Raw genomic sequence first — 13317 nt, forward strand, 5'->3', positions numbered from 1 at the left:
GATAAACCGATCCGATACTCAGAGCGGATAAGGACGAAGGCCCTCAGACGGGCCGGCGTGGAGTGAAGCAGGATGAATGACCAGGAACGCGATCTGATCGCCAAGTTTATCGCCCGTGTGGGTGGCGCACCGCAGGCCGGGTTCGGCAGCGTGCCGTCTACTCAGCAGGCGCTTCCGCCGATCGACCCGCAGGCCGATCAGTGGATTGCCCATAACTTCCAGAAATATCCCGAAGCCCGCTATCGCATCACGCAGATGGCCGTGGTGCAGGAAGCTGCTCTGGTGGAGGCGCAAAATCGTATCCGCGAACTTCAGTTCCAGCTTCAGCAGGCGCAACAGGCGCTCCAGCAGGCCCAGCAGCAGCCAAAGAGCGGCTCGGGTGGCTTCCTTGGTGGTCTGTTCGGTGGTGGTCAGCAGCGCCCGCAGGCAGCGCCCCCGGGATGGGGCGGCGCTCAGCAGGGCTATGCCCAGCCACAGGCACCCCAGATGCAGCCTCTGCCTCCGGGATTTCAGCCGGGGATGTTCCGTCAGGGTGGTTCGGGCTTCCTTGGCTCCGCATTGACCACGGCGGCAGGTGTTGCGGGCGGTATGATGGCGGCCAACGCGCTCGAAGGTCTGTTCAGCGGGCATCATGACGCTGGAGCCGGTGATGCGGCTGGCGGCTGGGGTGCCCCGAGCGAGACCATCATCAACAATAATTATGGCGATGCCGCTGCCGGTGGAGCCGATCCGTTTGCGGGAGCAGGCACCACCGCCGATCCGAACTTCGATGCCGGCGGCAATGACGCTGGCTGGGGCGATGGTGGCGGTGCCGATTTCGGTGGCGGCGGTGATGACTGGGGCGGTGGCGACGATCAGTCATTCTGACGTTTCCATTTTGACGTGCGAGAAGGCCCGGCTGGATTATCAGCCGGGCTTTTTTGTTGCCGTAACGACCGCATGACAAGGAATGTTAAAATTCTGTGAATAGAGGTGTATTGGAGCGGTTGGCGGATATCTTTCCCACCGCTATACGTGTTTTATGCGTGAATACTTCTCTCATTCCCTGCGTGATCGTGGGACTGTTCTTTCCTGGCTCGTCCTTTTCTTTCTTCCTATCGTCGTGCATCTCCCGGAATTGATAGGCGGTTTGCAGGCGAATGGTCTGACTTCGGATCCCATGAATGTGCTGTCTGTCGGCACCGCGATTCGTAGAAACTGGCTGATGGGAGGATTTATTCCAGGGCTCCCGGGCTGGATTGACGGATGTGCAGGCGCAATCGTGCAGGCGCTTGGACGACTTGTCGCTCGGGACTGGTTGCAAGGTATTCTTCCCTTATGGAATCCTTACAGTGGCGTTGGTATGCCTTTGGCTGGAGAATATCAACCCGGCGCGTTCTTTCTCCCTTTCGTGCTTTTACTTGGGTTGCCCTGTGGTCTTCTGCTTCTGAAAATTTCACTGCAAATTGTTGCCGGCTTCGCGATGTACGCATTTTTGCGTGCTCTGGGTATAGGGACCACTGCGACCCTCATCGGTGGCATATTGTGGGCTTTTAACGGCACCTTTGCTTGGGCGTCCGATGGACCCAGCCAGCCTCTTGCCTTTTTGCCGCTGGCGTTGCTGGGAGTGGAAAAGGTTCGTCAAGGTAAGGGATGGCATGGATGGGAATGGCTTGCCACAGGATTAGCAGGACTTCTTCTTTGCAGTTTTCCTGAAACGGCGTTTCTGGAAGGGACGCTCGTCTTGTGCTGGGCGCTCCTGCGCTTTGGTCAAGAAAAGCCGTCGGAGCGCATCGGTTTTACCCTTCGTATTATTGCGGGAGGAGGTGTGGCGCTCCTGATTGCCGCGCCACAACTTGTTTCATTCGCTACCTATCTTCCATCAGCTTGGGTTGGTAACCATAATTCCGTAACAGATGAGGCTCTTCCACTAGCTTCATGGATCATGTCATTTTTGCCCTATGTGAACGGCTCGATGTTTTATGGAGCCGCCAATCAGTATGCGGCGTGGTGGGGAATGGGAGGATTTTGGGGTCTCACAGTAACATGGATGGCGCTGTTTTCTGTAATAACAGCACTATGTGGACCTTCTTCACACAGGACGGAGCGTTTTGTTCTGGCAGCCTATTTTCTGGCCTGTGTCGCTAAGCAGGCCAACATTCCCGGTCTTGCATCCATGGTGGATCTTATACCTGGTGTAGGGCGCACTGTTTTTTACCGTTTATGTTATCCAAGCGAAGAAATGGTTATTATAATTCTAGCCGTTTTTGCACTTGATGACCTAAAAAAAGCGCCGCGAGATCAATCGTTTTTTGTCCCTTTATTGGGGGCTTGTGTCGTGTTGGGGACTGCGCTGTGTGTGGCTTGGTCTCTCGATCATGCAACACGAGAGGATCTGGCGCATTTCCAGAATGGTCCGCTGTCCACCCGGAATTATCATCTTTTTTCACTTTTATTGGGTTGTGGGTCTCTCAGCGTAATGATCCTTGCCCTTTTATGCCGGAATTGGGAAAGGCGCTGCGCTATTGCCGGAATAACCATGCTTGGCGAAATTCTGGTTCTGTTCTGTATCCCATTTCTTTCTCTCAGGCCGGCTCTGCCTATGGATAAAGGCCTGTTGGGTACCATGAGAGAATTGATAGGATTTACACGTTTTGTGTCCATGGGCACGATAATGCCCAATTATGGCGCGTATTACGGGTTGGCGTCTATCAATCACAACGGAGTTCCAATGCCAATGGCGTGGATCAAACGTTTGCGGCGTGATTTTGGGCCGGACGTCGATCCCGTGACATTTGACGGTATTACACCACAGCATCCTGATGGGCGTTTTTTTGTTCTGCCAGTTTTAGAGTCTCATCCAGAAATATTTGAAAAATTATCGGTGTCACTTGTCGTTGTTCCGCATGGTGTCGCGTTTCAACGCACTCTCCCGGACTCGCCCACGTTAATTTATAGCAGTATGGCAAATGATCTTTATCGTTTTCCCCATCCAGCTCCTTATTTCGAAGCTGGCAATACGTGCACAGCTGATATCTGGAGTCGCGATCATGTGCGAGTAAAGTGTTCTGCTGCATCTTCCCTGATCCGTCGAGAACTCATGATGGCCGGCTGGACCGCGAGTCTCAATGGGAAGATCACTATTCCTGATACAGAGGATGAGCTTTTCCAGCGTATAAAGGTCCCTGCTGGAGAAACGGACGTGACGTTCTCTTTTTCGCCCCCCGGTATGATGAGGGGATGGGGAGGGATGGCTATCGGATTGATGGCTCTTGGCTGTTCTGCTGTTTTTGGTCGGCGTTCACGTTGCCAGATTGAAAGTAATAAGAGTTTTTGAAAGCTGAAGAAGAGACTATTTATTGATATGAATGTGAGTTTGGGGAGTTTTTTGTAGTAGGGGATGGTCACGTCTTCATTATAAGATGGGATGATTTCTTATCCGTGGAGGCTGGAAACACCGTAGAGCGGCGGTCTTTGGTCGTTATGTAGATATGGACGGCGCATTCTCTCAATATAAACTCATGATTTGAATGTTGTTGAGAAACATCACAGCAAAGAACCTGGGCACATAGCTCGGCAATGTATAGCTGAAGATCAATGTGCGTAGAGTAGTAGCGTAAGGAAGACGCCGATCATATGAGCTCTTCTATCGACGAGCTTTCCCACGAAATCCGAAACTCTGCCAAATATGGCGAACAGACATTTCAAAAGAGCGCGTCCCAAGACGCGCATCAGGCGACGGCACGATCCTCCGGCCGAGCGGGGTGTGCGGTTATGGTTCCAAGAGCGGGCAGATCTGCGGCGGCTTCCCGGTTTCGCATGGCTTCGCGCAGTAGGCAGACAACGCCTTTGACGCAGTTGCCGCATTGGGCGCGGCATTTGCGAGCGGCATAGACTTCACCCGGTTTGCGCGCTCCGGCGTCCACAGCGTCGTGGACATCCTTGTCGGTCAGACCATTGCAGGCACAGACATACATTCCCACGCCTCATGACTATGTGGTGAGACCTATATAGGGATATTGATAACGCTTCGCAATAGCGTTTCATGGCAGAGCTTGATCCCAATCGAGCGGCATTTCTGGCGGATCCTCACGGCTTGCAAGGCAATGACACTCCGGTGATGCGCAGAACAGCGCTCATGATTACGCAGACGTGACAATAATTTAAGCGTTTAACGCATGGCAGGTATTCCATAAATGATTGTATGTCATAACATGTCTGGAGCGCGCAGGGCCGACACGCAGGGCGCTGCTTCGGGAGGAAAAGTCTTCCCGCGTGTGGCGGGGTGAGACGTACACGTTCTTTCAGAGCAAGGAAGCTTGATGAACGCGATTGTCGTCACCGCTCTGAAGCGGCCGTACACCTTTATCGTCCTTTCAATTCTTATCGTGATACTCGGCGTTCTTTCGGTACGAAAAACACCGACCGACGTGTTCCCAAACATCCGGATACCGGCCATTGCAGTTGTGTGGAGCTATTCGGGCATGCTGCCCGAGGAGTTTGCCGGACGTATCATGTACAACTTCGAGCAGGGGGTGACCTCCACCGTCGAAGGCATCGAACACATGGAGGCAGACTCCTATTACGGGCGTGGAATTGTAAAAATATATTTCCAGCCTGGCACCGACATCGGTGCGGCAGAAGCGGATGTGACCGCCATCTCGCAGACGGTCATCCAGCAGTTACCTGAACATATCGCCGCGCCGATGATCATGCGGCTCGAAGCGTCGTCGGTTCCCGTCATCACGCTCAAACTCACATCCGATACCATGACGCCGTCCGATCTGTTCAAGCTGGCGTTTATTCGGTTGCGTTCCCTTCTCGTGACAGTGCCCGGTGCCGTCGTGCCGCAACCTTACGGTGGCATGGACAACTTCGTGATGATCGCCCTGAATCAGATGCAGCTTCAGGCGCATCATCTCTCGGCCATGGACGTGCAGAACGCGTTGGATCGCCAGAACGTGGTTCGACCGGCAGGTGACCAGAAGATCGGCCCGACCGACTGGATGGTGCAGACCAACGCCGCTCCCCGCACGCTCGAAGACATTGCGGCCATTCCCATCACGCGGTCGGGCAATGCGGTCGTCTATATTCGTGATGTCGCCAATGTGTATCGCGGTGGCCACCCCCAGACGAACAGCGTGCTCGTGAAGGGACGTCAGTCCGTCATCATGGTGGTCATGAAAAGCGGTGAAGCGTCTACGCTCGATGTGGTGAATGGCGTGAAGAACCTGATGCCGCGCCTTCAGGCCGTGCTGCCGGCAAGCGCGAAACTGAGTGTACTCAGCGATGCATCTGGATTTGTTGTCGATTCCATCGAAGATGTTCTACGCGAGATGGTGACGGCGGCCATCCTCACAGGGCTCGTTGTTCTGCTTTTTCTCGGGTCGTGGCGCTCTACCGTCATCATCGCGACGTCCATTCCTCTCGCCATCCTGTGTTCCATCGTGGGGCTTAGTTGGGCCGGTCAGACCATCAACGTGATGACACTGGGTGGTCTGGCTCTGGCCGTCGGTATTCTTGTCGATGACGCCACGGTGATGATCGAAAACATCGACACACATCTGGAGATGGGAAAGGGACTGGAGGAGGCCATCATCGATGCCGCCAACCAGATCGTCATCCCGACTTTCGTGTCCACGACCTGCATATGCATCGTCTGGCTGCCTCTCTTCGCCCTTGATGGCGTGGCCGGATGGCTGTTCATGCCGATGGCCGAGGCCATCATCTTTGCGATGGTGGCGTCGTTCATTCTCTCCCGCACACTCGTGCCGACCATGGCGAAGTTCCTTTTCGCTGGTCATGTGCAGGTCGGGGCGCACGGACAGGAGCATGAAGCACTTCCTCACGGACATAATGCTTTCACACGCTTCCAGAAGGGATTCGAACGTAAGTTCACGACATTTCGTGAAAATTACAGAACTCTTCTCTTGCGTTTGATCGAAAGACGCGGCCGGTTCGTCGGCCTGTTTCTCGGCGTGTCGATCCTCTCGTGCGGCCTGTATGGGGTGGTGGGACGTGACTTCTTTCCCGAGATCAAATCCGATCAGTTGCAGATGCACATGCGCGCGCCTCTGGGCAGCCGCATTGAAGTGGCCGGACGTATCGCCACTCTTGTGAGTGACCGGATCGGGCAGCTTCTGCCGGGCAAGGTAAGAGATGTCGTCAGCAACTGCGGACTTCCCGAGGGGCCTCACAATCAGGCGTTCATTCCCACGCCCACGCTCGGTGCTCAGGATTGCGATCTGACAATTTCGCTCACGGACGAGGCATCACCGGTATGGGATTATCGCGCGGTCCTTCGTCGTGGCCTGTCCGCCAGTTTTCCCGGAACGGTGTTCACGTTCCAGCCTGCGGATCTGACAGCCAAGATCCTCAATTTCGGCTCACCCTCCCCGCTGGATGTCAAGGTGACCGGTCCCGACCTGCAGGCGGGATATGACTACGCTGTGCAGTTGGCCGGTCGTTTCCGAAAGATATCGGGAGCTGCTGATATTTCCCTCCAGCAGACGATGCGTACACCAACTCTTTTCGTGGAGGGAGACCGTACCTTTGAGCAGGCCACGGGCATTGAGGAAGGAAGTCTGGCGGATAATGAGTTGATGACTCTTTCCGGCAGTTCTCAGGTGGATCCGCAATACTGGTTCGATCCAAAGATGGGTGTCACGTTCACGTTGAATACGTATGTCTCGCAGGATCAGCTCACACACTACAATGATCTTCTGACCATCCCTGTGGACAAGGGAGACGGGGATCCTTCAGGCAAGGGCATGCAGCTTCTGGGCGCCATGAGCCGGATCCGAGCCATCGGTACACCCGGAGAAGTCTCGCACTACAATTCCATGCCAGCCTTTGACATCTATGTTTCGGCCGAAGGACGGGACTTGGGCAGTGTGTTCAAGGATGTTCAGGCAGCCGTAGATTCCATGCGGGGAAGTGTGCCACGTGGTGCGGCTGTGGATATCGAAGGACAGGCTGCAACCATGAGCACAGCGTATGCCGAACTCGTGGGCGGACTCGTGTTCTCGATTGTCCTGATCTATCTGCTGATCGTTGTAAATTTCCAATCATGGCTGGATCCTTTCATTATCATCTCCGCGCTTCCCGGAGCGCTGGCGGGGATTGCGTGGAGCCTGTTCCTGACACGCACGCACCTCTCCGTTCCGGCATTGACTGGAGCCATCATGTGCATGGGAACAGCCACGGCCAATTCCATCCTCGTGGTGTCCTATGCCCGAGAACGGCTCGAGGAACATGGAGAGCCGCTGCGTGCTGCGCTGGAGGCTGGTTATGGCCGCATTCGTCCCGTGATCATGACCGCCAGCGCGATGATTGTCGGCATGGTTCCGATGGCGATCAGCAATTCGCAGAATGCTCCGCTTGGCAAAGCCGTAATCGGGGGACTGATTGTTGCGACGATCTCGACTCTTCTTTTTGTTCCCTGCGTCTATGCCATTCTTTATGGACGCAAGACCCTTCGCAAGGAGACCGTGTAATGGCCCGCTCGTTCCGTCAGCATGCGGCAATGTCCGTGTGTGGTCTCGCTCTCGTGGTGGCGTGCGGATATGTCGTGGTGGAGCGTCTGCACGCATCCCACGAAGTCAGGACGACAACGGCTTACAACGCCGTTCCAGATGTGGAGGTCGTGACACCCGAACCGGGCGCCAAGACGCTTGCCATCACGCTGCCGGGCACCATCGATGCCTGGTATCAGGCCCCGATTTACCCACAGGCCTCCGGATATGTGAAGATGTGGTATAAGGACTTCGGTGCCGATGTGAAAGCTGGAGACACATTAGCTGAGATCAATGCACCGGGTCTTGACGCGCAATACGCACAGGCTCGTGCCGATCTCGATGCACAGGCAGCGAAGTACAATCTCGCGGTCGTAAGCGCCGGGCGCTGGCACGCCATGGCGAAATCGCAGGCGGTTTCGGGGCAGTCCGTTTCGGTTGCGGACGCAAACCGCAAATCGGGCTATGCGGAGATGGAAGCCTCCCAGCATAATCTCGATCGTTTTTCCGCATTGGAAAAATTCAAGACGATTGTTGCACCTTTCGATGGAATTGTGACCTCGCGTGACATCAACGTGGGCGACTATGTCAGTGTGGGCGGGGGAGAACACAAGGAGGGGGGTGAGGCGAGCCAGATGTTCGTCGTGGCCGACATGCACAGAATGCGTTTGTTCGTTTCTGTACCGGAGGTTTTTTCTTACATGCTCAAGCCCGGACTGACCGCCACGGTGTCCGTGCCCCAGTTTTCCGATCGTACGTTCGAGGCCAAGTTTCTGACCGTGGCGAAAGGATACGATCCAAACACGCGGACAGCCGTGACGGAATTCACTATAGAAAATCCGGATCACCTGCTCTGGCCGGGAACATTCGCGTCCGTGCATCTGAAAGCCCCGGCAGAAGGGAATATGTGGCGCATTCCCACGGCGACGCTGGTGTTTCAGGAAGAGGGTATGCAGGTGGCAGTCGTGGGGGCGGATAATCATGCGCATTTCCGCTCCATCACGGTGGGGCGCATGGCGGACACCCATACCGATGTGATCTCGGGGCTTCAGCCCTCGGATCGGATCATACGCAATCCACCAGCCGATCTTCTGGAAGGGCAGGAAGTGCGGGTGGTCGTGCCGGAGAAGGGTTATGGGCATGCGGATGAGGAGATCGATGGATGAAGATCTCTCTTCGTAATTCCGCCGGTGTGTGCGCGGCACTTGCGCTGTCCGGCTGCGATCTTGCGCCGCGGTATGAAGCCCCACATTTCGTGGTGCCTGAGAATTGGACGGGGCAGGCGCCTTTCGCGCAGGCTACACCGGCGGATGCACAGCTTCCCACAGACTGGTGGCATCTGTTCGGTGATCCGGTGCTGGACGGGCTTGAAGCCCGCGCGATCGACCAGAATGCGGACCTTCAGGCCGCGGCGGAACGGTTTGTGCAGGCCCGTGCATTGGTCATGCGAGCCCGTGCCGATTTGCTTCCGCATGTGGGTCTGGCTTTTGGCGCCTCCGACAACAAGCAGTCTGCAGATGCCTTGTTTCGCTACAAGGGGGCGACCACGCAGACGGATGAGTTCTATGGCGGTTTGGTGTCATGGGAGCCAGACTTGTGGTCTGAGATTCGCAATCAGGTCCGGATGAGCAAATACGCTGCCCAGCAGAAGGCGGCCGAGTTCGCGGGCGCGCGGCTCAGTCTGGAGGCGGAAGTGGCCAGCGACTATATCGCGCTGCGTGGTTATGATGCGCAGGATGCGATTTATCGCCAATCCATCGCTTATTATCAGAAGGCCGTGGATATGACGCGCACGCAGCTTGAAAACCAAGCCGCTCCCCGCCTTGACCTCGCGCGTGCAGAGAACCGTCTTTACGTGGCCCAAGCGGCCGAACTGGATGTTCGTGCCCAGCGGGAGGTCGCCGAGCACGCCATTGCGGTGCTCACCAACACGGCGCCGGAAAGTTTTCATATTGACCCGGCGCAGAACTTCTCTCTCCGTCAGTTGGAGGTTCCGACAGGCGTGCCATCTGAACTTCTACAGCGTCGTCCAGATATTGCGGCGGCTGAGCGTGTAATGGCTCAGGCCAACCGCTCCATCGGCGTGGCGCGAGCGGCATTCTATCCGCACATCTCTCTTCATGCGGATGGCGGCTTTCATGCCAATGGCTTCGATCTTGCAAAACTGGCGAACAGCGCATGGAGTTACGGAGCAACGGCGTCGATGCCAATCTTCGAAGGCGGCTTGAGACGGGCGGCGTTGCAATATTCCTGGGCGGCCTATCGGGAGACACGCGATGATTATCGGTCAACCGTTTTGGCTGGATTTCGGGAAGTTGAAGATGAACAGTCCCGTATGCACCTCTTTCGTGAGGAGGACATGCGACTAAAGGCCGCTGTCCACACAGCTATGGATATGCAGGATATGACCATGACGCTCTACAAGGGCGGTCTCTCGAACTACCTCGACTCTATCGTGGCGCAGGAGGCTGCCCTCGATGCACGGATTGCGGAAGTTCAGGTGGCGGTACGGTCCGTTCAGGCGTCAGTCGGGTTGATTCGTGCTCTGGGTGGCGGGTGGAATGATAAGGTACTGCCGTCACCTGATGACACCATGACATTCGATGTTTTTCAGTATGACCATTTGCATCATCCAGAACCGGCTGGTGGGATTTCATCTGTGTCACCACAGAAATTCGAAAACCTTGTGACAGGAGAACAAGGTGTTTCCGCTGTGCGGTGAAGCCTGTTTTTGGAAAAGGGTTTGTGGAACGGTGATGGATCTATTTAGTCTGTCACCGTGCTCTCCTCGCGGATGAGAGCCTCGATCCGTCTACGGATATGGATGGCTTCGGCATCGCTTGTGAAGTTGGGTTCGTGACGCCCGTCAGCGGTGGAAAGATGCGGTTCGATGGCATCGAGGATGCGGAGATCTTCGGCAATCACCGAAAAGTTTCGTTCGGAATAGAGATCCGAGAGTTCATCGCTGTCAGTGGAAAAATCACGCAGGATGGCAAAGTGATAGTGCGTGCTTGTGTCGGTTTCCGGTGTGATGCCGTGAAGGAACTCCAGTCGACCCATTGTCTGTCCGGGTTGTCCCTCCTGATTGCAGGAAATGATTTCCGATCCTGCCGCGACCACAAGGGAAACGCCGAACAATTCGGCGCGACTCTGCATGCTCGTAATGGGACCGATGTTTGGAAAGAGCGCTGCTAGATCGGGGGATGTCGGATGCTTTTTGGCGGGATGCTGAAAGGAGATCCGGTTTTGTTCTTCGATGATGGAGCAGGCTTTGGTGGGGCCGTTTTCGATGTCGCGCGTGCCGAGTGTCTCGGGGTGCGTAAAACTGATGTGCGATTGATCGAACAGGTTTTCGAGCACGATTTGTGATCGGGCGCGCACATGGCATGTGCCCATTCCAAACAGAATTTTCCTGTCCTCGGTCGCGAACAGGGGGCTTGTGTCTGGAAGGCGGCTCATATCCGCCGGTTCTTCTGGAGCGGCCCAGATCCACACAAAAGGCGCCTGCTCGACGACGGGGAAGGGTGTCAGGTCCATTCCTTTGGGAATGTGTGTTTGAAACGGCAGGCTTACACAATGTCCCTGTGGGTCGAATGTCGCGCCGTGATAAGGGCAGATCAGTCGGTCGACTTTCTGGTCATCGGCGCAGAGCGGCATCTGACGATGAGGGCATAGGGCTGTAAGGGCTTTAACGTCTCCGTTGCGAGTGCGCAGGAGCAGAAGATCCCGACCGAAAATCTTGCGGCGCAGCGGAGTCGCGGTGATCTCTTCGCTCCACCCGGCGATGTACCATTGGCGTCGTGGATAGGGCTGAGAAACGGACGAAAAAGGATAAAGCGGCGTCATGGACAGAATGCGTCTCCCGAGGACGGTTTCGGGATGCCGCAGTTGGATAAATGAAATGTAAGCGCAAAGAGGATTTCGGGTTGAATTTAAGTTTCGAGCGAAATTGCAATGTTTCGTGACATTTAAGGAGTCGTCGTCAATTCCGAACTGTTTTTACAAAAGAAAAAGGGTGGGAGCCTGAAGCCCCCACCCTTCGATAATCCACGGATAGTTTGACGTGTCTTCAGAAAGCGGCCTGTACGCGAGCGGCAAGGGAGTTGCCGTGACGCGCGATGGTCAGAGACGTATGGGCGTCCGTGAAGTGGTTGAAATCGACCATCACGCGGAAGTGGCGGTTGGGATACCAGTTCAGGCCACCCGACCAGACCTGCTGGCGTCCACCACGAATGCCATCGGCCGAGTTGACGCGGCTGTTGAGGTCCGCCTCGCTGTAGCGACCGGAGATTTCCAGCGCACCCCAGGTTCCATGAGCTGGGTTGAACTCCTGTGATTCCGGAACACCCGGAGCTGCGAAGGCACCTTCCTTGATGTTGTAGGCGCGGGCCTTGCCGAAGAGCGTGTAGTTGGCCGCGACATACCAACCGTCGAAGTTGAGCGAATGCATGGCCTGCCCGCCCAATGTATCGTGACCGCGTGTTACGCCGACATGGTAGTACTCACCCTTGAGCACGAACCGTTTCCAGCGCATTGCGAACTCAGGACCAGCCGCCCAGACCTGGGCCACGTTCGTGATGGTCCCGGTGCTGAGTAGGCTGGATTCCCCGAGATTGACTTCGGGGCGCTGGCTCAGACTGAACGAACGACCATGGGTGCCATTGCTCGGCTTGAAGGCCGAAATGGCGGAAATGCCCAAGTGGACATCCCAGTCCTTGGTGGCCACCGGACGACCGGCCGCGCGGACCAGTCCGCCCGTCTGGCTGTCGTTGATGTTGCCATCGCCGCCATAGTAACCGCTGGCGTTACGACCGCCGAACTGCTGACCGGTGAAGTAGGCGCCAACCCACCAGCGCTTTTCGTAATGCATGCCGCCGATCGAGAAGCGGGCGTCACCGGCTGCGATGCTTCGCACCATGTCGGTGATACCCGGACGTTCCATCATTTCGAAGTCGTTGGAGCTCTCGGCGTCTTCTTCCGTCACGCGCGGCTGGAAGTAACCGACGGTCAGGATGGTGTTGCGCAGTCCGGCGTAGTTCAGGTTGCCTTCATAGAGGCCAACGGTGCCGTCGTTGTTGCCCGCACCGAAGTCTGGCGTGACGTTGGCTACCCAGTCCTTGTAGCGGAAGGTCATCGGCACACGCAGACGACGGGCGTTGGAGGTGAAGGAGTTGAACTTCTGGCTGGATTTAGCCTGAGTGCCGGCGCCGCTCACACCCATGAAGCCACCGAAGTCTTCATGGAAGGCAAGACCGATGGAGAAGGCGTATTTGCCATCTTCGGACTGGATGGTCGGGCGACCGCCGGGGAAGCCGATCTTCATGCCACCGACCTGCACCACTTCGGTGTCGGCGGACGCGCGTTTGAAGTCTTCCCACGAACTGACGATGCCGCGATCCGATACGGGACGACCATCGCCGGAGGCGTGGTAGGAAACCTTGGCGGGCTGGTTGAAGGCGATGCCGGGCTCAGGCGCGCCGTTGTAGTTGGGGGCCGTGTGGCTGGCCGCGACGTGACGCCCATGAGCGGTCTTGGCCGCTGAGGGAGCCTGCGTGCGCAGTTCGGAGCGCATCACCGACATCTCGCGGCGCATCTCGGCCATTTCACGACGAAGGGCTGCAACTTCCGCGCTGTCGGACGTTGTAGCGTTGGCGGGGTGAACCATGACGGCTGAGGCGCCGCTCAGCATGGTCAGGGCAAGCAGAACAGAACGGGGGGACAGGGTCATCTCTCTCGCTATCCGGCGCAGTGGGATGACCGGGTGGTAATCTTTCTCCTCACGTAACGGGGTGAAGGCTCGGTGACATTAATATTGCAGTTCTGT

Annotated in this window: 8 protein-coding genes; 5 read left to right on the plus strand and 3 right to left on the minus strand. The window is 56.3% G+C overall.

What is annotated here, in order from left to right:
* Positions 1 to 72 precede the first annotated feature (72 nt).
* Entirely contained in the window at positions 73 to 867 is a 795-nt protein-coding gene (locus KUA11_RS08510) for a DUF2076 domain-containing protein (RefSeq protein ID WP_217409878.1), read from the plus strand.
* A 154-nt stretch (positions 868 to 1021) separates the two neighbouring features.
* Positions 1022 to 3316, plus strand: a complete 2295-nt coding sequence (locus KUA11_RS08515) for a hypothetical protein (protein ID WP_217409879.1) — start codon at positions 1022 to 1024, stop codon at positions 3314 to 3316.
* A gap of 394 nt (positions 3317 to 3710) precedes the next feature.
* Here the strand turns inward: KUA11_RS08515 and KUA11_RS08520 are convergent, their stop codons facing one another.
* Positions 3711 to 3956 carry a (2Fe-2S)-binding protein gene (locus tag KUA11_RS08520; RefSeq protein WP_217409880.1) on the minus strand — a complete coding sequence of 82 codons (246 nt, stop codon included), beginning with the start codon at positions 3954 to 3956 and terminating at the stop codon, positions 3711 to 3713.
* Positions 3957 to 4301: 345 nt separating this feature from the next.
* Between KUA11_RS08520 and KUA11_RS08525 the strand changes: the two genes are divergently transcribed.
* Genes KUA11_RS08525 through KUA11_RS08535 form a run of 3 tightly spaced genes read left to right on the plus strand, consistent with a single transcriptional unit; the run spans position 4302 to position 10215 of the window.
* Positions 4302 to 7475 (plus strand): efflux RND transporter permease subunit, encoded by a 3174-nt coding sequence (locus KUA11_RS08525; RefSeq protein WP_217409881.1) that lies wholly within the window; start codon positions 4302 to 4304, stop codon positions 7473 to 7475.
* Entirely contained in the window at positions 7475 to 8659 is a 1185-nt protein-coding gene (locus tag KUA11_RS08530) for an efflux RND transporter periplasmic adaptor subunit (RefSeq protein ID WP_217409882.1), read from the plus strand. The genes KUA11_RS08525 and KUA11_RS08530 overlap by 1 nt, the downstream gene beginning before the upstream one ends.
* Positions 8656 to 10215, plus strand: coding sequence for an efflux transporter outer membrane subunit (locus KUA11_RS08535; protein WP_217409883.1), 1560 nt, complete (start codon positions 8656 to 8658; stop codon positions 10213 to 10215). Before KUA11_RS08530 ends, KUA11_RS08535 begins: the two co-directional genes overlap by 4 nt.
* A gap of 44 nt (positions 10216 to 10259) precedes the next feature.
* Here KUA11_RS08535 and KUA11_RS08540 read toward each other — a convergent pair whose 3' ends face one another.
* Together KUA11_RS08540 and KUA11_RS08545 are read right to left on the minus strand one after the other, a co-directional pair.
* The gene (locus tag KUA11_RS08540; protein WP_217409884.1) at positions 10260 to 11339 is read right to left on the minus strand and encodes an aromatic ring-hydroxylating oxygenase subunit alpha; all 1080 of its coding nucleotides are present in this window, start codon (positions 11337 to 11339) and stop codon (positions 10260 to 10262) included.
* Between the two features lie 223 nt (positions 11340 to 11562).
* Complete coding sequence (locus KUA11_RS08545; protein ID WP_217409885.1) at positions 11563 to 13221, minus strand: OprO/OprP family phosphate-selective porin; 1659 nt, start codon at positions 13219 to 13221, stop codon at positions 11563 to 11565.
* Positions 13222 to 13317: the final 96 nt, after the last annotated feature.

Origin of the sequence: Acetobacter estunensis (genome assembly GCF_019083805.1) — a bacterium.
GTDB lineage: Bacteria > Pseudomonadota > Alphaproteobacteria > Acetobacterales > Acetobacteraceae > Acetobacter > Acetobacter estunensis_A.